20 protein-coding genes are annotated in these 19,277 nt (G+C 59.5%); 13 read left to right on the top strand and 7 right to left on the bottom strand.

The features are described from left to right. Window positions 1-5: 5 nt before the first annotated feature. The 3 genes from IEX57_RS14195 to IEX57_RS14185 all read right to left on the bottom strand — a co-directional run bounded on the left by IEX57_RS14195 (window position 6) and on the right by IEX57_RS14185 (window position 4,696). Complete coding sequence (locus IEX57_RS14195) at window positions 6-2,231, bottom strand: type IV pilus assembly protein FimV (RefSeq protein ID WP_188704997.1); 2,226 nt, start codon at window positions 2,229-2,231, stop codon at window positions 6-8. Between the two features lie 95 nt (window positions 2,232-2,326). Next, window positions 2,327-3,463 (bottom strand): PilT/PilU family type 4a pilus ATPase, encoded by a 1,137-nt coding sequence (locus tag IEX57_RS14190; RefSeq protein ID WP_188704996.1) that lies wholly within the window; start codon window positions 3,461-3,463, stop codon window positions 2,327-2,329. Between the two features lie 189 nt (window positions 3,464-3,652). Then, window positions 3,653-4,696: a type IV pilus twitching motility protein PilT gene (locus tag IEX57_RS14185; RefSeq protein WP_188695811.1), complete on the bottom strand. Its 1,044-nt coding sequence runs from the start codon at window positions 4,694-4,696 to the stop codon at window positions 3,653-3,655. A 364-nt stretch (window positions 4,697-5,060) separates the two neighbouring features. Here IEX57_RS14185 and IEX57_RS14180 point away from each other — a divergent pair, with 364 nt between their 5' ends. The 4 genes from IEX57_RS14180 to IEX57_RS14165 all read left to right on the top strand — a co-directional run bounded on the left by IEX57_RS14180 (window position 5,061) and on the right by IEX57_RS14165 (window position 7,590). After that, window positions 5,061-5,291, top strand: coding sequence for a hypothetical protein (locus IEX57_RS14180; protein WP_188704995.1), 231 nt, complete (start codon window positions 5,061-5,063; stop codon window positions 5,289-5,291). 89 nt (window positions 5,292-5,380) lie between these two features. After that, a complete protein-coding gene (locus tag IEX57_RS14175) occupies window positions 5,381-6,085 on the top strand; it encodes a YggS family pyridoxal phosphate-dependent enzyme (protein ID WP_188705076.1) in 705 nt (234 codons plus the stop codon). Between the two features lie 84 nt (window positions 6,086-6,169). Then, on the top strand, window positions 6,170-6,988 hold the full coding sequence (gene proC / locus IEX57_RS14170) for a pyrroline-5-carboxylate reductase (RefSeq protein ID WP_188704994.1): 819 nt from the start codon (window positions 6,170-6,172) through the stop codon (window positions 6,986-6,988). 14 nt (window positions 6,989-7,002) lie between these two features. After that, the gene (locus IEX57_RS14165) at window positions 7,003-7,590 is read left to right on the top strand and encodes a YggT family protein (RefSeq protein WP_188695799.1); all 588 of its coding nucleotides are present in this window, start codon (window positions 7,003-7,005) and stop codon (window positions 7,588-7,590) included. Between the two features lie 76 nt (window positions 7,591-7,666). On the opposite strand, the gene IEX57_RS14160 is transcribed toward IEX57_RS14165, so the two are convergent. Continuing rightward, window positions 7,667-8,083 carry an FxsA family protein gene (locus tag IEX57_RS14160; protein WP_188704993.1) on the bottom strand — a complete coding sequence of 139 codons (417 nt, stop codon included), beginning with the start codon at window positions 8,081-8,083 and terminating at the stop codon, window positions 7,667-7,669. Here IEX57_RS14160 and cutA point away from each other — a divergent pair. From cutA to IEX57_RS14145, 3 genes are read left to right on the top strand one after another with little or no spacing between them, the layout of a single operon-like run. Then, window positions 8,083-8,433, top strand: a complete 351-nt coding sequence (gene cutA, locus IEX57_RS14155; RefSeq protein WP_229709025.1) for a divalent-cation tolerance protein CutA — start codon at window positions 8,083-8,085, stop codon at window positions 8,431-8,433. The genes IEX57_RS14160 and cutA overlap by 1 nt on opposite strands. A gap of 1 nt (window position 8,434) precedes the next feature. Next, window positions 8,435-10,042 (top strand): protein-disulfide reductase DsbD, encoded by a 1,608-nt coding sequence (gene dsbD / locus IEX57_RS14150; protein WP_188704992.1) that lies wholly within the window; start codon window positions 8,435-8,437, stop codon window positions 10,040-10,042. After that, window positions 10,039-10,542, top strand: a complete 504-nt coding sequence (locus tag IEX57_RS14145; protein ID WP_188704991.1) for a TlpA family protein disulfide reductase — start codon at window positions 10,039-10,041, stop codon at window positions 10,540-10,542. Before dsbD ends, IEX57_RS14145 begins: the two co-directional genes overlap by 4 nt. 97 nt (window positions 10,543-10,639) lie before the next feature. Here the strand turns inward: IEX57_RS14145 and IEX57_RS14140 are convergent, their stop codons facing one another. Further along, window positions 10,640-10,951 carry an ArsR/SmtB family transcription factor gene (locus tag IEX57_RS14140; RefSeq protein ID WP_188695788.1) on the bottom strand — a complete coding sequence of 104 codons (312 nt, stop codon included), beginning with the start codon at window positions 10,949-10,951 and terminating at the stop codon, window positions 10,640-10,642. Between the two features lie 481 nt (window positions 10,952-11,432). On the opposite strand from IEX57_RS14140, the gene IEX57_RS14135 reads away from it, so the two are divergent. The 5 genes from IEX57_RS14135 to IEX57_RS14115 all read left to right on the top strand — a co-directional run bounded on the left by IEX57_RS14135 (window position 11,433) and on the right by IEX57_RS14115 (window position 17,001). Further along, window positions 11,433-12,833 (top strand): murein hydrolase activator EnvC family protein, encoded by a 1,401-nt coding sequence (locus IEX57_RS14135; RefSeq protein ID WP_188704990.1) that lies wholly within the window; start codon window positions 11,433-11,435, stop codon window positions 12,831-12,833. Window positions 12,834-12,951: 118 nt separating this feature from the next. Then, entirely contained in the window at window positions 12,952-14,424 is a 1,473-nt protein-coding gene (locus IEX57_RS14130; protein ID WP_188704989.1) for a S41 family peptidase, read from the top strand. A gap of 153 nt (window positions 14,425-14,577) precedes the next feature. Then, the gene (locus IEX57_RS14125) at window positions 14,578-14,985 is read left to right on the top strand and encodes a hypothetical protein (RefSeq protein WP_188704988.1); all 408 of its coding nucleotides are present in this window, start codon (window positions 14,578-14,580) and stop codon (window positions 14,983-14,985) included. 63 nt (window positions 14,986-15,048) lie between these two features. Further along, a complete protein-coding gene (locus IEX57_RS14120; protein ID WP_188704987.1) occupies window positions 15,049-15,855 on the top strand; it encodes a HesA/MoeB/ThiF family protein in 807 nt (268 codons plus the stop codon). 249 nt (window positions 15,856-16,104) lie between these two features. Then, window positions 16,105-17,001, top strand: a complete 897-nt coding sequence (locus IEX57_RS14115) for a tryptophan--tRNA ligase (RefSeq protein WP_188704986.1) — start codon at window positions 16,105-16,107, stop codon at window positions 16,999-17,001. A gap of 15 nt (window positions 17,002-17,016) precedes the next feature. Here the strand turns inward: IEX57_RS14115 and IEX57_RS14110 are convergent, their stop codons facing one another. Further along, window positions 17,017-17,781 (bottom strand): TatD family hydrolase, encoded by a 765-nt coding sequence (locus tag IEX57_RS14110; RefSeq protein WP_188704985.1) that lies wholly within the window; start codon window positions 17,779-17,781, stop codon window positions 17,017-17,019. 104 nt (window positions 17,782-17,885) lie between these two features. On the opposite strand from IEX57_RS14110, the gene IEX57_RS14105 reads away from it, so the two are divergent. After that, window positions 17,886-18,821 carry a TerC family protein gene (locus IEX57_RS14105; protein ID WP_188704984.1) on the top strand — a complete coding sequence of 312 codons (936 nt, stop codon included), beginning with the start codon at window positions 17,886-17,888 and terminating at the stop codon, window positions 18,819-18,821. A 13-nt stretch (window positions 18,822-18,834) separates the two neighbouring features. Here the strand turns inward: IEX57_RS14105 and IEX57_RS14100 are convergent, their stop codons facing one another. Next, window positions 18,835-19,275, bottom strand: a complete 441-nt coding sequence (locus IEX57_RS14100) for a PaaI family thioesterase (protein WP_188704983.1) — start codon at window positions 19,273-19,275, stop codon at window positions 18,835-18,837. Window positions 19,276-19,277: the final 2 nt, after the last annotated feature.

Here is a 19,277-nt window from a genome sequence, read left to right as displayed (position 1 = left end):
CCTGATTACTTGTCGAACGCGCGCGGCTGCAGTTTGCCCAGCCACTTCAGCGCCAGCTGACGCTGCGTGCCCGAACCCGAGTACAACATTTCTTCCAGCGCACGCAGCGCCTCGTCGTCCTGCCCGTGTTCCAGCATGGAGGCGATCTTCTGCATATGCGGGTCATCGGTGTGAAAGTCTGCCGGTGCTGGCGGCTCTGCGGCCACAGGAGCCGAAACCGGTGCCGGCGCGGCGACTGGCTCAGCCACATGCGCTGGAGCCGATGGCCGCAGTACCGGCGCCTCCAGCGGCGGCAATGCATCCAGATCAAACTCAAGCTCGTTACCGAACGGCGCGTCATGCGCGACTTCATCGTCCGCGTGGGCCGGCAGCGGCTCTGGCAAACGGGTATCAAACGGCACGTGTCCGGCCAGCGGATTACGCGGCAACGCCTCGTGCTCTTCAGACAGCGTCCACTCGGAATCCGCGCGCTCCAGCCCGGCCTGCTCGCGCATCAGCGAGGCAAACTCGGCATCGGCCTGCGGCGACGGCGTGGACGGATGCTCGTCCGGCAGCGTGCCGCCAATATTGTGTTTGAGTGCAGATTCTTTGCGGTAATCAGGCAAGCTGGCCGCGTCTTCTTCGCTCAGGTGATAGAGCGGATTATCCGGGTCCACATCGGCGCCCATGACCTGCACCTGGCGCCACAATGATTCGTCGCTGAAATGCTCGCGGAACTGGGTCGCGCAAGTCAGGAAGTCCGCCTTCATGTGGTGCTGGCTGTAAATGGACAGCAGCTTGAGCCACAAGGCACTCAGCGTCGGGTGTTGTTCGATCTCCTGCGTCAGCAGGTTGATGGCCTGTTGCAGCAAGCCGTGATCCAGCAACAACTGGGCTTCTTCAGAGACATTGCCCGGCTGCACCACGTCCATGGTGGAGTTCTGCCACTCGTTGGCGATCTGATTGATGTTGGTCGCCAGTTCGCGATGCGGCTCCGGACGCCCGGCGGGGGCCGGAGCGGGATTGCCACGCGCCGCCACACCGGCGATCGGCGCCACGATGTCATCCTCTTCGTCATCCGGATCCACGCCGTTGACGAACTGCAGCGCGTATTCATCTTCAGCTGCCTGCACCGCACGCTGACGCATTTTCCAGCGCCAGTACGACCACGCCAGGGCCAGTGCGACCACCAGCACGATCAGCGGGAACAACAGCCAGTCCATCAAGCTGCCGCTCTTTTCCGGCGCAGGCGCCGGGGCGACCTGAACCGGCGCATGCGGGTGCGGCACGGCCGCGGCCGGCGCCGGCGTTGCAGGCGCACCGGAGGCGGCCACTGCGGCGCCCGGTGCGGCCAGTTGTTGTTGGGCTTGCAGTTTCAGTTGCGCCAGTTCTTGCTGCAATTGGGCAATCTGGGTCTTGAGCAAGGCCAATTGTTGATCTTCAGACGCGGCCTGATTGGCAATGGCCGCCAGCGCAGGCGACGACGCGGTGGAAGGAGACGGCGTTTCCGGCGGCGAATCATCCAGCCGCAGGACGGAACGCCCTTCGCTCAGCGCCGGCTTGCGCTGGGCCTTGGGCGGACGCGGCGCAGCGTCGCCAGCCGGTGCGGCCACCACAGCGGCCTTGGGCAAAGACAACTGGGTATCAACCGGCAAGGGCACGCGATAACCCTGCGGCAAATCCGGATTCTGGGTGTACAGATCGGCAATGAACTGCTTGCGGGCAGCGTCGTTGCGCGGGTAATAGCTGCTGGCGATCGACTCTACGCTGTCACCACCGCGGACCGTCCAGGTACTGCCCAACGCCGGCAGCTTGCGTTTGGCCGGGCGCGTGGTGTTGCCTGGCAAGGCACTGGTCGTGGTGGTGGAGGGCAAATCAGGGCTGGCGACAGCGCCGCGATAATCGCGCGGATCAAGCAGCAGCGTGTAATCGCGCTGGAAATCGCGGGTATCGTCGTTGCTGCATTTCACCTGCAAGGGCAACCGCACCACGGGCTCGGTCACAGGCTCGGTCGTGCGCAGATGCAAGCGCCCGGCACCGCCGCCTTGCGGCTCCCAGACCATTTGTACACCGCGCAGGACCACGCCTTCGTCGTCCTGCTGCGGCGTGCCCAGCTTGAAGCAACTGCTGGTCAGCTCTTCATTGGTCGCGGTATTGACCTGGATCACCGCATCAAGACGCTCGCCCAGGGCAGAACGCACCTGGATCGGCCCCAACGCGGCAGAGAACGCAGGCGCTGCGCTGAAGGTCATCCCAACAGCAAGCAGCGAAAGAAGATGCAAAGAGTGAGCTGGGCGTTTCTTCATCCGTAGATCAGCGGTCGATTTCAGTCAACAAGTGGCATATGTTATACGATATCCAGGTGATCGATTCCGGAAAGCACATCTTTATGTTTGGCTTCTGCGCCTTGCAACTTGATATGCAACCGCAAATCGTTCACTGAATCGGCATTGCGCAGCGCGTCTTCATAACTGATCAGACCCGCTTCATACAAATCAAACAAAGACTGGTCAAAAGTCTGCATCCCCAATTCACGCGACTTTTTCATGATTTCTTTGATCTCATGGACTTCGCCCTTGAAAATCAGTTCCGAAATCAGCGGTGAATTAAGCATGACTTCAACCGCAGCAACCCGGCCCTGACCGGAGCGATGCGGAACAAGCCGTTGCGAAACAAAGGCTTTCAGGTTCAACGACAAATCCATCAGCAATTGCGAACGGCGTTCTTCCGGGAAGAAGTTGATAATCCGGTCCAGCGCCTGATTGGATGAGTTGGCGTGCAGCGTTGCCATGCAAAGGTGACCGGTTTCAGCAAAGGCAATGGCGTAATCCATGGTGTCGCGATCGCGGATCTCACCAATCAGGATCACGTCTGGCGCCTGCCGCAGCGTGTTCTTCAGCGCCGCGCCCCAGGAGTCCGTATCCACGCCGACTTCACGTTGCGTCACGATACTGTTTCTGTGCTCGTGCACGTATTCAATCGGGTCTTCAATGGTAATGATGTGGTCGTACGCTTTTTCATTGCGTTCGCCAATCATGGCCGCCAGCGAGGTGGATTTACCCGAACCCGTACCGCCGACAAAAATCACAAGGCCGCGTTTGGTCATTGCAATATCGTGCAATACCGGTGGCAAACCCAGATCTTCCAGCTTGGGGATTTGCGAATTGATCGTCCGCAATACCATCCCGACGCGCCCTTGCTGCATGAATGCATTAACGCGATAACGCCCCAGCGTACCCGGGCTGATGGCGAAATTACATTCGTGCGTTGCTTCAAATTCTTCAGCCTGCCGATCATTCATGATCGCGCGGGCCAGTTCTTTGGTGTGTTGCGAAGTCAGTGCCTGGGCAGAGACTGGCGTAACGCGGCCATCCACCTTCATTGCAGGTGGAAAATCTGCGGTAATGAACAAGTCCGATGCCCCTTTGGCGCGCATATGGCGCAAAAGGTCTTGCATGAACTTGGCTGCCTGTTCTTTTTCCATGATTCCTGAATTCTTTCGCTGTTGAGATGAAACGGTCTGTCGCCACTTCATCCTTCAATCAAATATCTATAGCCTGATTATTCAATAGCTGCCCGCAACCGGGTTGCGCCATGACTATTTGCTGTTCAGGCCGCCTTGACGAACGATACTGACAAACTTGCCAGGCTGTTGCTGGCCAGTTTGCGCGGATTAACCCTTGAAGTTATCCGGGATGGCCGCCTTGCCGCGTGCTTCGGCCACCGAAACAATATTGCGCTGAACCAGGTTCTGCAGGTTCTGGTCCAGTGTCTGCATGCCGAATTGCGAACCGGTCTGGATTGACGAATACATCTGCGCCACCTTGTTTTCCCGGATCAGGTTACGAATGGCCGGAATACCGATCATGATTTCGTGCGCCGCCACCCGGCCTGCGCCATCCTTGGTTTTGAGCAGGGTTTGCGAAATCACCGCGCGCAGCGATTCAGACAACATCGCCCGCACCATTTCTTTTTCAGCGGCCGGGAACACGTCGACCACCCGGTCAATTGTTTTGGCAGCAGAACTGGTGTGCAGCGTACCGAACACAAGGTGGCCGGTTTCCGCGGCAGTCAGCGCCAGGCGAATGGTTTCCAGGTCACGCAATTCGCCCACCAGCACCACGTCCGGATCTTCCCGCAGGGCCGAGCGCAGCGCGTTGGAGAACGACAGCGTGTGCGGGCCGACTTCCCGCTGGTTGATCAGACACTTCTTGGACGAGTGCACGAATTCGATCGGGTCTTCCACGGTCAGGATGTGGCCGTACTCGTTTTCGTTGATGTAGTTCACCATCGCCGCCAGCGTGGTCGACTTGCCCGAGCCGGTCGGGCCGGTGACCAGTACGAGACCACGCGGGTTTTCAGCGATTTCACGGAACACGCGCGGCGCGTTCAGTTCTTCCAGCGTCAACACCTTGGACGGAATGGTCCGGAACACCGCACCTGCACCCCGGTTCTGCACAAAGGCGTTGACCCGGAAACGCGCCAGATTGGGGATTTCAAACGAGAAATCGCACTCAAGCGTGTCTTCGTACACCTTGCGCTGCCCGTCGTTCATGATGTCATACACCATGTCGTGCACGTCTTTGTGTTCCAGTGGCGGCAGGTTGATACGGCGCACGTCACCGTGCACACGGATCATGGGCGGCAGGCCGCTGGAGAGGTGCAAGTCGGACGCCTTGTTTTTGACGGCAAACGCGAGCAGTTCAGAGATTTCCATGAGGGCGCAAGACTCCGGTGTTTTCCCCCGCGGGCCTGGCGCACCACGAGCGGAACATGACAAGGGCAAATGACAGCAGTATGCATGACAACTATTGCATATCGCGGTCGATTCTAACTGCGGTGAAATACAACGTAACCAGCGCGCGCCAGCGACGTATCCAAAAGACAACTATCTACTTGCACTCATCGACAGTTCAAAGTGTTGTCCGACAAGGCGTGAAGCTGCGCTTACAAACGGAAAAAGTGCCACGCGCCTTGTTCCGACTTGCGGTCCACAAGACCGGACAGCCGCCGTGTTGCAGTCAGCCAGTATCCCTGGCAAGGCTTGCCAGCGGTCGGTGAATCTATAAGGACTTACCATCGTGAACGATCTGATTTCGGGTTTACTGGATGTTGTCATCGCCGTTGCCGGCTTTCTGGGGCTACATTCCTGGGTAGAAGGGCAAATGCTGACGGCCGCGGCCATCGCCATCGGTTTTTGCTTGCTGGTTGTCGCCGCCGTGGCACGGGCTGACCGGATGGAAGAACTGGTGCCTATTCCCGTTCGTCTGCGCCCGGATAACGGTGCGCGCCGGTCTGCCAGCCACAAATGAATTTATAATGCGCATCGGGCAGCGCTGTTGCCGCCCACATGACCCGGCCTGACGCCGTGGTCATGCCATGGCTTTTTCCGTGCGAGCCCATGACCGATCACGCCCCCCAGGCCCTTGCGGCCATCCATCAGCGGATTGATGCTGCCGCCCGGCAATGCGCCCGGGCGCCCGGCAGCGTGACGCTGCTCGCTGTCAGCAAAACGTTTCCGGCCGAAGATATCCGTTTGTTTCATGCGGCCGGCCAGCGTGCGTTTGGCGAGAACTATGTCCAGGAATTTGCCGGCAAGGTTGACGCACTGGCAGACCTTGCCGATCTTGAATGGCATTTCATCGGCCCCTTGCAGCGCAACAAGACCCGCGTGGTGGCCGAACATGCACATTGGGTTCATGCGATCGACCGCCTGTTGATTGCAGAAAGGCTCTCACTGCAACGACCGAACGAAATGCCGGCGCTCAACGTCTGTATCCAGATCAATGTCTCTGGTGAGGACAGCAAATCGGGCATCACGGCGGCTCAGGCACCGGCGCTGGCCCAGGCCATTGCGGCGCTGCCCGGCATCAAGCTGCGCGGGTTGATGTGTATTCCGGAACCCACGCAAGACCAGGCCGAACTGGGCCGGCAATTTACGCAAATGCAGGATTTGCTCAACACCTTGAACGCGCAGGGCCTGGCGCTCGATACCTTGTCAATGGGTATGTCGGCCGATCTGGAACAGGCCGTTGCCCATGGCGCCACGCTGGTACGCATCGGAACCGCATTATTTGGCGCCCGCCCGGCCAAAAGCACGGCATAATCGCTTGCGACTGCGTGACCGGCGCGCAATGAGGCCGCTTGCGATGAACATCAGACCAATACAGTCAACGGGATACTTAAACACATGAAGATTACCTTTATCGGCGGCGGCAACATGGCAGGCGCCATGATTGGCGGCCTGATCAGCCAGGGCTTTGCGGCCAGCGACCTGTACGTGGTCGAACCGGATGCGACCCGTCGCGCCCAGCTGAACAGCGAATACGGCCTTGCCAGTGGCACGCCGGATGACGCCCTGCCCGCCAGCGATGTGGTGATCTTTGCGGTCAAGCCGCAGCAACTGCGCCAGGTGGCACAGGCCGTCGCGCCGCAACTGAACGGCGCAATGGCCTTGTCGATCGCCGCAGGCGTGCGTGTGGAGACGCTCTCGCGCTGGCTGGGTGGTTATGGCCGCGTGGTCCGCGTCATGCCCAATACCCCGGCGCTGGTGCAAGCCGGCATTTCCGGCGTGTATGCGGCAGAAGGTGTATCGGCGGAAGACCGCGCGGCGGTAGACCGCATCCTGGCTTCGATCGGCAAGGTGGTCTGGCTGAAAGAAGAAAGCGAGATGGATGGCATCACCGCCATTTCCGGCAGCGGCCCGGCCTATGTGTTCTACTTTATCGAGTCGTTGCAGGCTGCTGCCCGGGCGCAAGGTTTTGCACCGGACATCGCCCGTGCCCTGGCTTATGAAACGGTGGCCGGCGCCATGAAACTGGCGTCGCAAAGCGATGATGACGCCGCCACGCTGCGCATCAAGGTGACCTCCAAAGGCGGCACCACTGAACGCGCCATCAACGCCATGGACAACAGCCAGGTCCGTGCCACCATCATTGCCGCCACCCAGGCCGCCGCCGCCCGCTCCCGTGAGCTGGGTGACGAGCTGGGCCGGGATACTGAAGTCTGAGCGGGGGCGAGGATATGTTTGCGAACGCGCTCGACTTCCTCATCCGCAATATCGCCGAATTTTTTATCCTGGTGTTGCTGACCCGCTTTTACCTGCAGGCCAGCCGCGTCTCGTTCAAGCACCCGGTCGGCCAGTTTGTACTGGCCCTGACCAACTGGATTGTGCTGCCGGTGCGCCGCGTGGTGCCGCCGGTGCGCAATCTGGATACCGCCAGCCTGCTGCTGGCGTGGGCTTGTGCGTTTCTGATGCACCTCATTTTGCTGGCAATCACGCCATGGCCGTTTATTTTTGGCTCGCCGCTGTCCATCATCGCGCTCATGCTGGCCGCGGTGCTGGAGCTCTTCAAGATGTCGCTGTACCTCTTGTTTGCAGCCACGATCGGCCAGGCGCTGATGTCCTGGATTTCGCCCTACAACCCGATGATGCCAGTGCTCGAAGGCATTACCGGCCCGTTCCTGCGGCCGCTGCGCCGCATGATCCCCACAGTGGGGGGGATCGACATCACCCCGTGGATACTCATCCTGATCATCCAGTTGTTGCTGAGCGTGGTGGTGGCGTCGCTGGAACCGTATATCCTGCAAAACGTGCGCATCGCCACGTAACCGGGCTGACCGGTTTCATGAAAAAAGGCCGCATAAAGCGGCCTTTTTTGTTGCTGGCGCCTTGGATAACCGACGCTTACTGGTGATCAATCCGGCGATTGGGGTCCGGGCGTGGATCAATCCGGCGAAAATCGCCTTCGATCACCCCGTCGTCAACCGGGCCGGCCCCCATGGGCGTTTTATTGCCCCAGGGCAGCAGCATGACAAGAGCAACCACGTCGCCGATCAAGCCAGGTAGCACCAGCAAAACGGCAGAAATATAATATCTGGCCACCCAGAACAGGGACGCGGTGGTGACCCGGCCCTGGCGTACGTCGTTGAACAAGGACATCGCTACGGCCAGTTTGTGATGGCGCAGCATCAGACCGCCAACCACGGCGGCGATCAACAACCAGGCAATGAGCAAGCCAGCGCCAAAGGCTTTGGCAAACATGATCATTGCAATGATTTCGAGCACTGGCCAGGCCAGTGCCGCGAGCAGGATAAAAGGCATTGGTTAATCCGGAAACAAACCGTTATGAAAATGAAGCGGTCATCGTGCTGTGCAATTGCCCGGACGCGGCCGTCGCCATGACTTTGGCACACGGGTTGATTGAGGCACGACTGGCAGCATGTGTGAACCTGTTGCCGCAAATCCAGTCAGTCTACCGCTGGGAAGGAAGAATCGAAACAGCGGCAGAAGTTCCGCTTTTGATAAAAACAACCGGCGAACGTTATGCGGCCCTGCAAACCTGGCTTGCCGGGCACCATCCGTACGACGTACCGGAAATCATCGCCTTGCCGGCGCAATCCGTTTTCCAGCCTTATCTGGACTGGCTGGTCAGCGAAACCCTGGAGAAGTAACGTGCGGCACCTGTTTGCCCGATCTTTCGTGACGGCCTGCCTGGCCTTGTGGTGTCTTGTCGCGGCGCAAAGCGCGCTGGCGGTCGATGAAAAAGATCTGTTGCCCCCGTCTGAAGCCTTCAAGGCCTCGGTAGAAACCATTGATGCCAATACGCTTAACGTCCATTTCACGGTGGCCGAGGGTTATTACCTGTATCGCGAGCGGATCAGCTTCAGCACCCAGCCAGCGCAACCGCTGACGCCGGCGTTTCCGCAGGGCAAGCAAAAAAACGACCCCAATTTCGGCAAGGTCGAAATTTATCCGCACAGCATTGATGTGCGCGTGACCAGCAGCCAGCCCTGGCCCGCCGCGCCGCACCTGACCGTGCGCATGCAAGGCTGTGCGGAGGCCGGCGTGTGCTATCCGCCGCAAACTGTACAACTGACGCCGCCGGCAGACGGCGCCTCGCACATGGATAAACCCGGGCAGGATGGCGTCAAGCAACTGTTTGGCGCGACCACCGCCGGCACTGCCGTCGCCGCCAACGACGTGGGCAGCGATGGAGGAACCAGCGGTTTTTTTCGCAGTAGCCTGGCCGCCACGGTCGGGCTGTTCTTCCTGGCAGGCATTGGCCTTTCGCTGACCGCCTGCATGTATCCGCTGCTGCCGATTGTCTCCGGCATTGTCATTGGCCAGAACAAAAGCCGCTGGCAGGCATTCGGGCTGACGTTCGTTTACGTTCAGGGCATTGCGCTGACCTACACCATGGTCGGGATCGCCGCCGCCAGCACCGGCACCTTGCTGACGGTGCAACTGCAATCGTCGCTGACCATTGTCATCATCACGCTGTTTTTTGTGGCCATGGCGGCCTCGATGTTCGGTCTGTTTGAGTTGCAGATGCCGGGTGGCTTTCAAAGCAGGGTGAATGATCTGGCCAACCGTTTGCCCGGCGGCAAGCTGGCACCCGTGTTTGTCATGGGCATTTTGTCGGCCTTGCTGGTCGGCGCCTGCATGGCGCCCCCCTTGTTTGGCGCGCTGGCTTATATGGCCAGAACCGGCGATCTGGCCCTGGGCGGCGGTGCGCTCTACGCGCTGGGTCTGGGTACGGGCGTGCCGCTGTTGCTGATTGGTGCGTTCGGCGCCACGGTGCTGCCGCGCCTGTCGGGCAAGGCCATGACCAACGTCAAGCGCGTGTTCGGGGTGATTTTGCTTGGTACGGCAGTGTGGGTCAGCCACCCGCTGTGGTACAAACCCGATACCGCCGGTTTCCAGAAAGTGGCAACTGAAGCCGAACTGGATGCCGCCGTGGCCGCAGCACATGGCAAACCGGTGTTGCTGGATTTCTACGCCGACTGGTGCGTGTCCTGCCTTGAATTCAATCGCAACGTTTTGCCTGATCCGGCGGTCAAAGCACAACTGGCCAACTATGTGCTGTTGCAGGCAGACGTGACCCGCAATACGGCGGATGATGCCGCCCTGCTCAAGCGTTTTGGTTTGTATGGCCCACCCGCCATGCTGTTCTATAACCGTGATGGCCAGTTGCAAAAAAGGCGTGTGGTGGGTGATCCGACTGCCGCAGAATTCGCCGGCATCCTGCAACAACTTGTTCAAGGAAACACCCTGCAATGATCCGGACCGGCCGTTTTTTGCGCCACACAGCGCTGGCGTTGACGCTTCTGGCGGGCTGCCAGCTTGCCCTGGCGGATACCCCGCTCGATACCGCACTCAAAGACCTGCAAGGCAAGCCGCAAAAGCTCTCGCAATACAGCGGCAAACAACCGCTGGTGATCAATTTCTGGGCGTCCTGGTGCGGCCCATGCCGCCAGGAAACGCCGGACCTGGTCAAACTGCAGCAGGCCTATAACGGCAAGGTGCAGTTTGTCGGCGTGGCGATTGACGAACCCGGCCCTGTGGCGCAGTTCACCAAACAATACAAAGTGACCTATCCCGTTTTGCTGGGCAGTGGCGATGCGCTGGAATTGATGACCAAACTGGGCAATAACGCTGGCGCCCTTCCGTTTACCGTGGTCATTGATACCAAGGGCAACATCACCACCAAAGACCTTGGTCAGGTCAAACCGGCCGAGATGAAAAAAACCCTGGATGGTTTGCTGGGTAAAAAGAACTGATTGCGCGGGTGTATCGATCATGAAAAACGGCCGGCATGCATCAAGCATCCCGGCCGTTTTTTAATCTTGAATGGCTTGTTTGAACGGGGCGTCTGGATCAGCCAGAGAACCCACAGAATACGTCACGCAGCATGGCGATCACTTCCAGGGTGCGGATATCGCCCACCCGGTAATACACGCGGTTGGCGTCCTTGCGGGTGCGCAGCACGCCCTTTTCCCGCATCAGCGCCAGATGCTGGGAGATATTCGACTGGGTCGTACCGACCTGATCCACGATCTCCTGAACACTGACTTCCCCGTCTCCCAGAACACACAGAATCTTCAGGCGCAACGGATGCGACATCGCCTTCATGGCGCGCGATGCCTGATCAATATGCTCGTCCGTCATCAGGTAATTAGCTTTATCCATCGTCCTCGATTCTTCTGGCAGCACCGCCACCGGTGTAAATGTTGTCAATTCAAGCGTTTCTGGCCAGGTACCGGCCGGCATTACCTGATCCTGCAATCAAGTCAGGATAGAATATCTAACCACCTTTGGAACCCTACCGCAACGCTCATTGAGCGTGCCGCTTATTTGCGCCGGATTTTATATTGGGCACGGGTCAGGCAAACAGGAAGATAAACACACCCTGATACAATACTGGCTGTTTTTGTCTGCGGCGGCAAATAAGGCAAGCCGGTTAATTGCAGCCGGCATACCCCTGCACTAACATCATCATTTACGCGCCCTGTGCGCCATGTCAGACAAACCACTACGCAATAATGCGTACGCTTGCGGGCAAGAAGTGCGTATCCAGCCAGCAAAGAGCGTGTTACCTTTGCTGTGGCTTCGTTGCCGTGCCTGCCAACTCGCCCTTAGACGGCCCATAACACTGAAACTGATCCGACTCGTGCCGAGCCGTAGCCTGATTATCGCCACGCTGCTTTTGTCTGCTGTAGCCCACCTGGCCACGGCTGCGCCTGCTGCGCCCGTCAGCAATGCAGACAAAAAAGAAAAGCAGGATGAGCTGAAGGATTTGCGTGGCCAGATTGACCAGCTGAAAAAAGACCTGGCCAATAATGAATCGCACCGCAAAGACGCCGCTGATGCATTACAGCAATCGGAAAAAGCCATTTCCGATGCCAATCGCGTACTCAATGATCTTTCCAGCCAGCGCGCATTGACCACGGCCCAACTGGCACGGCTGCAAGCCGATATCGCCAGCACCCGCAGCAATATCCGTGATAGCCAGAAACGGCTGGCTGATCTGTTGAACAGCCGTTACCGCACGCGTGAGCTGGAAGCCTGGCGCCTGGTACTCAATGAACAAGACCCCAACCAGACCAGCCGCGAGCTGACCTGGTACCGTTATCTGACCGCCGCGCAGCAGCAACTGGCGCAACAACTGCAGCAGCAACTGGATCAACTCAACGATGTGTCTGACCGCATCCGCGAGAAAAACGACGAATTGCAGGAACTTGCGCGGCAGAAAGCCGCCCAAAAAGCGCAACTGGTGAATGATCAGCAAGAAAAGCAGGAAGTGCTCAATACGCTGTCGCAGCAGATCAGCACCCAGCGCAACCAGATCGGCAAATTGCAGGCAGATGAAAAACGCATCACCACGCTGATTGCGCGGCTGGATGCCATTATCAAACAGCAGGAAATCAAGCGCGCCCGGGAAGAAGCGGCGCGCAAGAAAGCCGAGGCCCAGCGCCTGGCGCGTGAAGAGGCCGCCCGCAAGAAGGCCGCCGCCAGCAACAAGAGCAAGAATACGGCCCAGCAGCAGGCCGGCAATAACGTCAACCAGGGTTCATCCACAACCGCACAAACCAGCCCGACGCCAGTGCCGGATACCGCACCGGCGCAGGACAAGGTGACACGCCAGAACACCGAAGAGCCGGATGCCAGCCAGTCCGGGCAGCAGTTTGCTGCGCTCAAGGGGCGCATGCGCTTGCCGCTCAAGGGCGAGGTCATCGGCCGCTTTGGTGCCCAGCGTGCAGAAGGCGCCACCTGGAAAGGCGTGTTCATTCGCGCTGCCAGCGGCTTGCCGGTCAAATCCGTCGCCACCGGCCGTGTTGTCTTTGCCGACTGGCTGCGTGGTTTTGGCAATCTGATGATTATTGATCACGGTGGCGGCTATATGAGCCTTTACGCTGCCAATGAAAGTCTTTTGAAGAAAGTCGGTGATACGGTCCAGGCTGGCGATACCATCGCCACCAGTGGCAACAGCGGTGGCATGGGGGATTCGGGCGTATACTTCGAAATCCGCCAGCACGGTAAACCGCTGGATCCGCTTTCCTGGGCCGGATAGCCAGACAGAAGCTTGTGCACAGGTTTCTGGATACAACGTTAAACACGACACAAACACCCGTTTTTGGAGCTATTGAATGCCCAGCCTGAAGAAACCGGCACATAAGCCGGCCAGCAAAATGCAGAAGATTGCACTCGTTCTTGTTGGCGCGGGCCTTGGTGTCGCGCTGAGTCTTTCGTTTAACGCCGTGGCGGACAAGGAAGCCAGCAGCAACCCGCTGCCGGTGGATGAACTGCGTGCGTTTTCCACCGTGTTTGGCCTGATCAAGCAAAGCTATGTTGAGCCCGTCAGCGACAAAAAGCTGATCGACAACGCCATCAAGGGCATGGTCTCCGGCCTTGATCCGCACTCTGACTATCTGGACGCCGACGCCTTCAAGGACCTGCAAGTCAGCACGCAGGGCGAGTTCGGCGGCCTGGGTCTGGAAGTCAACATGGAAGACGGCCTTGTGCGCGTCGTTTCCCCGATTGAAGACACCCCGGCCTTCAAGGCCGGCGTGAAGCCGGGCGATTACATCGTCAAGATCGACGACACCCAGGTACAGGGCATGTCGCTCAACGATGCGGTCTCCAAGATGCGCGGCAAGGCCGGCACCGCCGTGACGCTGACTGTTTTGCGCAAGGGCGAATCCAAGCCCATGGTGCTGCAACTCAAGCGCGCCATCATCAAGGTGCAAAGCGTGAAGTCGCAACTGGCCGAGCCGGGTTACGGTTATATCCGCATCACCCAGTTCCAGGAACGTACCACCGAGAACCTGGCCTCCGCGCTGACCGATCTGTACAAGCAGAACAAGGGCCCGCTCAAGGGTCTGGTGCTGGATCTGCGTAACAACCCGGGTGGGCTGTTGACCTCTGCGGTCGGTGTGTCTGCTGCCTTCCTGCCCAAGGGCGATCTGGTGGTGTACACCGAAGGCCGCACGGCGGATTCCAAGGTGCGCCTGACGGCGGATCGCGCCAATTACATGCGTGAAGATGCCAAGGCGGATTACTTCCAGAACGTACCGAAGGAAGTGAAGAACGTCCCGATCGTGATCCTGATCAACGGTGGTACCGCGTCGGCTTCCGAGATCGTCTCTGGCGCCCTGCAGGATCACAAGCGCGCCCTCGTGGTTGGCACGCAATCGTTCGGCAAGGGTTCGGTGCAAACCGTGCTGCCGATCGACGCGACCTCTGCGCTGAAGATCACTACCGCGCGTTACTTCACGCCGAATGGCCGTTCCATCCAGGCCAAGGGCATCACCCCGGATATCGAGGTGGCAGAAGCCACTGTGGCCGGCCGTGGCGACTTTTCCGCGCTGGAAGTGCACGAGTCTGATCTGGAACACCATCTGGATAACCCGACCGACAAGGACGCGGGCAAGGCCAAGCCGAAAGACCCGGCGACCACCCCGGCCATCAAGCTCAATGACGCACCGCAGATCAAGCCGCAAAAGATCAACGCCAGCGATGCCGATGCCGACAACAACCCGCGTCAACTGGTCAGCAAGTACGACTACCAGCTGCAGCAGGGTCTTAACGTGCTCAAGGTGCAACAGCTGCTGCAAAACAAGGCTGCGGCGCCTGCCGCTTCGGCGCCCGTTGCAGCAAAGTGACACCGGCAGTACCGCAAGCTCCGCAAAACCCCGCTTCTGGCGGGGTTTTTCTTTGAAAGCGGTCTAAGCATATGCCGTTTGCACCGATGCGGATGCAAAGCGCCGGCGAGGCGCCTATGCTTGATGCATGAGGATTGCCATGGAACGCCTGCAATGCCGTCCGCTCACATCCCGTCAGAACGTCACAAGACGCACGAGATCGTCTTTAACGCCCTGCCCGTCGATCAGGCTGTGCAGGCTGCACGCATGCTGGGCCGGTTGCCCGGCGTGGTCGTGCAGCCCCACGCAGCTGAACGCCGCGTCACCGTACATTACGATGTGATGGAACACACGCTGCTTGAACTGGAAACCTGGCTGCAAACCGGCGGGTTTCATCTGGATGGCAGCATTCTGCAGAAGATCAAGCGTGCACTGATCCATTACACCGAAGACGTTCAGCGCGATAATATGGAAATCCCGGAACACCCGATCAAATCGCGTGAGGTGTACGTCAAAGCCTGGGAACATCACCTGCATGGCGATCATGACGACACCCCCGAAGAATTGCGACGGTACCTCTAGCGCCCCGCGCGCCTGACCGATTTCACTATCAACGGGGCATCTGCCCCGTTTTTTGATTGCCTCATGACCACCTCCAGCCCCGCCACCGCCCCAGCCGACCTCAATGATGACCAGTTGCTGCGCTATAGCCGGCACATCCTGCTTGATGACATTGGCGTTGAAGGCCAGACGCGCATTGCCTCAGCCCGCGTGCTGATTGTGGGCGCGGGCGGTCTGGGCGCGCCGGCAGCCTTGTATCTGGCAGCGGCAGGCGTCGGCACCCTGACCATTGCCGACGCGGATACGGTTGATCTGACCAATCTGCAACGGCAGATCGTGCATGACCAGAGCCGCATCGGCATCAACAAGGCGCAGTCTGCCGCGCAAACCCTGGCGGCCATCAACCCGGAAATCCGCATTGAACCACTGCAAGAGCGTCTTTCCGGAGCGCGCCTGCAGGCGCTGGTAGAGGCATCGGATGTGGTGCTGGATTGTTCTGACAACTTTGCCACCCGGCACGCCATCAACCGCGCCTGCGTGGCGGCGCGCGTGCCGCTGGTTTCCGGTGCGGCGGTCAGCTTTGATGGTCAGCTGACCACGTTTGACGCGCGCCAGGACAGCGCGCCGTGCTATCACTGCCTGTTTGGCGAAGAAGGCGATGCCAGCGATAGTCCTTGCGCCACGTTTGGCGTATTCGCCCCCTTGACCGGCATGATCGGCACGGCGCAGGCCGCCGAAGCCCTCAAGCTGCTTGCCGGCATCGGCACACCGCTCGTCGGGCGTTTGCTGTTACTGGATGCCCGCCAGTTGAGCTGGCGCGAGATGCGCTACCGCAAGGATCCGGCCTGCCCCGTCTGTGCCCGGCCGCATGCGGTCGGGGCTGCGCTGTAAAAAATACCGCTTGGCAAACGTTTTTGATCCAGGGCATAGTGATCGCATGAATACGCAATCCACGCACCTTTCTGTTGCACGATTTTATTGGTGGTATCGCACTTAACCGGCGGCCACCCGTATTCACTCGACTATACGAAGCCGCCGATTCAGGCGGCTTTGGTCATTCTGAGGGTTCCCCTCACCGTTTCCTGAATCGGCGCTTCAACACAACGCGGCTAACAACAAGACACCGCAGGAGCGACAATCATGACGGTTATTCCACCCAACCAGATTCTGCTGACAGGCGACAAGGCAACCGGCCCGCTGGGTCTGGGTCATTACGTGCGCAACCTGCGTCAGCGCCTGGCCTGGCAAGACAAGCATCGCCAGTTTGTGATGCTGGCCGATGCCCGCACCGGTGACGCCCATGTGCTGGATGTCGCCCTGGATTACCTTGCCATTGGCATTGATCCGCAGCGCAGCACCATCTTCGTGCAATCGCAAGTGCCAGAACTGCAAGAACTGGCCGATTGCTACGCCCGCTTCTGCGCCAGAACCCTGCAACTGGATGAGCCGGCTGCCGCGCATGGCGTGGCCGATATCACCGCGCTGAAAACCCGTCTTGTCCCCACGGCTGATCCGCACCAGGCCGCGCTGGTCGAACACGGCAACGCGCTGGTGCGTTCGATCAACCAGCGCGCTGGCGCAGAGATCCTGGTCGAGGCCCTGCCGGTGCTGGCTGCGCAAGCCCGCAACCGCGTCGCGATGGACTCGATGGCCCATGCGCTGCCGCTGTCGGCCAACCCGGATGACATCCACGCCGCCGTCCACGCCCTGATCACTGACCCGACCCGCGCCAATGCCCGCGCCCCGGGCGATGTGGACCACAACGAAGTGTTCTTTTTCCTGGATGCTTTCGAGACCGACATCCATTTTCTGGATGATCTGAAATCCAAATACCGTCGTGGCGGTTTGTCGGATGTGGTGATCCGCCACCACCTGGAAGCGTGCCTGCAGCAAGCACTGGAGCCGATCCGCGAACGCCGCAACGCGCTGGCCAGCAAGCCCGATGAAGTGCGCGACCTGTTGCGCCAGGGCAGCGAGCGCGTCCGTGCCGTGGTGGCAGGTACGCTCGATGACGTCCGCCGCACGCTGGGCGTGTAAACGGGTCTGAGCCGCTCAGGCAGTCAGCCTGGGTAGCGCCGCCAGTGTGTTGGCTAGTGTTGCCCGGGCAATGTTCTCTGCCGTATCGGCGCGCAACTCGGCCAGCACTTGCAGGTACGTGGCCATTTGCACCGGCTCATTGCGGCCGCCATCCAGCCAGGCGGGCGGGATATCCGGCGCATCCGTTTCCAGCACGATGGCGTCCAGTGGCAATTCTGCCGCCAGTTTGCGAATGCGTAATGAGCCCGAATACGTCATCGCCCCGCCAAATCCCAGCTTGAACCCCAGCTTGAGAAACTCGTCGGCCTGCTGCCGGCTGCCATTGAAGGCGTGGGCAATGCCGCCGCGCACTTTCCATTTGCGCAGGTATTTGAGCACCTGATCCTGTGAGCGGCGGATATGCACAATCACCGGCAGGTCAAAATCGCGCGCCAGTTTCAGCTGGGCTTCAAACATCGCCACCTGTCGGGCGGCATCCAGACCTTCTACAAAGAAATCGAGACCAATTTCGCCGACGGCAACGGGTTGTTCGCGCGCCAGCCATGTGGCCAGCTCTGCAATGTGTTCGTCACGATGCTGGTCGATATAGATAGGGTGCAGGCCGTACGCCACGCTCACGCCGTCATGGCGCAACATGTCGCGCGTTTTGGCGAAGGTCGCGACGGTGATGGCTGGCACCACCCAGCGCGTGATCCCGGCAGCGCGTGACCGGGCCACAACCTCGTCACGGTCGGCATCAAACTCTGGTGCATCCAGATGGATATGACTATCAATCAGCATGGAACTATTGTGGGTAGCAAGTATCTGTCGATGGCGACAGCGTGGCTGTCGTCCAGACTCAAAACAATACAGTACCAACAGCCCAACCGCAGGGGGAGTTCTTTGTGAGCGATTTATTCAATTGGGGCATCTTTGCCATCGTCGTGATTGCGCTGCTGGTGTTTGACCTTGGTGTGCTGCACAAGCACGACAAGGAAATCACCATACGCGACAGCCTGAAGCTATCCGCGTTCTATATTTGTGCCGGCCTCTTGTTCGGCGGCTGGGTGTGGTACTCACGCGGGCCCAAAGACGGCATGGATTTCTTCACCGGCTTTCTGGTCGAAAAATCCCTCTCCATGGATAACGTCTTTGTCATTTCCATGATTTTCACCAGCCTGGCCATCCCGCGGCTGTATCAGCACCGCGTGCTGTTCTGGGGGATTCTGGGTGCGCTGGTCATGCGGGCGATCATGATCGGCCTTGGCGCGGCCCTGGTGCATGAGTTTGCCTGGCTGCTGCTGTTTTTCGGCCTGTTCCTGGTCTTTACCGGGTTCAAGATGCTGTTTGCCAAAGAAAAAGAAGAAACGCTGGAAGACAGCAAGCTGTTCCGTTACCTCAAGACCCACCTGCGCTTGACGCCGCGTTTGTACGAGAACCACTTTGTGATCGAGGGCAGCAAGCATGGTCTAACCGCCGGCCGCTGGGCCACGCCCTTGCTGCTGGCCCTGCTAATGGTGGAAGGCGCCGATCTGATCTTTGCCGTGGATAGCATCCCGGCCATTTTCGCGATCACGCAAGACCCGTTCGTGGTCTACACGTCCAACATCTTTGCCATTCTGGGGCTGCGCGCGCTGTACTTTGCGCTGGCCGGCATGGTGCACCGCTTTGTGTACCTGAAATACGCCCTGGCACTGGTGCTGATCTTTATCGGCGTGAAAATCGGGCTGGTGTATGCCGGGGTGAAAGTGCCGTCGGTGCTGTCGCTGTCAGTCACCTTTGGCTTGCTGGTGGCCGGCGTGCTGTTCTCGATGTTCAAGACCAGCCGCCAGGCCTCCTGACGGCTCCGCCCGCTTAGCGACGGATGATCACGCAGGTCGCCGTCGCGTGCGCCAGCAATACGCCTTCGGCATTGCGGATGCTGCCTTCCGAAACCGCGATCGTGCGCGAGACATGCAGCACGCGGCCTTCTGCCACCAGGGTCTCGTTGCGCGGCACCGGTTTGACCATCTTCACGTTCAGATCAACCGTGCTATAGCCCACGCCCGCTTCCAGCGTGGTGTGCACGGCGCAAGCGGTGACAGAGTCGAGTACGGTGGCTGCAAAGCCGCCATGCACGCCCCCCAGCGGGTTCAGATGGCGCTCATCAGCGCGCGCCGTGAACTTCACATAGCCTTCTGCCGCTTCTTCCATCGACATCGGCATGGTCTGGGTAATGGAGGGCGCAGGCAATTTGCCCGCAGCCATGGCTTGCAGGATTTGCAGGCCGGTCATTTCGGCAATGGATGTGCTCATGG

This window comes from Silvimonas iriomotensis (assembly GCF_014645535.1).
GTDB classification, from domain to species: domain Bacteria; phylum Pseudomonadota; class Gammaproteobacteria; order Burkholderiales; family Chitinibacteraceae; genus Silvimonas; species Silvimonas iriomotensis.
The sequence above is the reverse complement of the archived record's forward strand: the minus strand, read 5'-3'. Positions and strand labels throughout refer to the sequence as shown.

Bases quoted from the DNA above. Each gene is read 5' to 3' on its own strand.
- IEX57_RS14195 (WP_188704997.1), bottom strand. From the start codon at position 2,231: ATGACCTTCAGCGCAGCGCCTGCGTTCTCTGCCGCGTTGGGGCCGATC.
- IEX57_RS14190 (WP_188704996.1), bottom strand. From the start codon at position 3,463: ATGGAAAAAGAACAGGCAGCCAAGTTCATGCAAGACCTTTTGCGCCAT.
- IEX57_RS14185 (WP_188695811.1), bottom strand. From the start codon at position 4,696: ATGGAAATCTCTGAACTGCTCGCGTTTGCCGTCAAAAACAAGGCGTCC.
- IEX57_RS14175 (WP_188705076.1), top strand. From the start codon at position 5,381: ATGACCGATCACGCCCCCCAGGCCCTTGCGGCCATCCATCAGCGGATT.
- proC (WP_188704994.1), top strand. From the start codon at position 6,170: ATGAAGATTACCTTTATCGGCGGCGGCAACATGGCAGGCGCCATGATT.
- IEX57_RS14165 (WP_188695799.1), top strand. From the start codon at position 7,003: ATGTTTGCGAACGCGCTCGACTTCCTCATCCGCAATATCGCCGAATTT.
- IEX57_RS14160 (WP_188704993.1), bottom strand. From the start codon at position 8,083: ATGCCTTTTATCCTGCTCGCGGCACTGGCCTGGCCAGTGCTCGAAATC.
- IEX57_RS14145 (WP_188704991.1), top strand. From the start codon at position 10,039: ATGATCCGGACCGGCCGTTTTTTGCGCCACACAGCGCTGGCGTTGACG.
- IEX57_RS14140 (WP_188695788.1), bottom strand. From the start codon at position 10,951: ATGGATAAAGCTAATTACCTGATGACGGACGAGCATATTGATCAGGCA.
- IEX57_RS14130 (WP_188704989.1), top strand. From the start codon at position 12,952: ATGCAGAAGATTGCACTCGTTCTTGTTGGCGCGGGCCTTGGTGTCGCG.
- IEX57_RS14125 (WP_188704988.1), top strand. From the start codon at position 14,578: ATGCCGTCCGCTCACATCCCGTCAGAACGTCACAAGACGCACGAGATC.
- IEX57_RS14120 (WP_188704987.1), top strand. From the start codon at position 15,049: ATGACCACCTCCAGCCCCGCCACCGCCCCAGCCGACCTCAATGATGAC.
- IEX57_RS14115 (WP_188704986.1), top strand. From the start codon at position 16,105: ATGACGGTTATTCCACCCAACCAGATTCTGCTGACAGGCGACAAGGCA.
- IEX57_RS14110 (WP_188704985.1), bottom strand. From the start codon at position 17,781: ATGCTGATTGATAGTCATATCCATCTGGATGCACCAGAGTTTGATGCC.
- IEX57_RS14100 (WP_188704983.1), bottom strand. From the start codon at position 19,275: ATGAGCACATCCATTGCCGAAATGACCGGCCTGCAAATCCTGCAAGCC.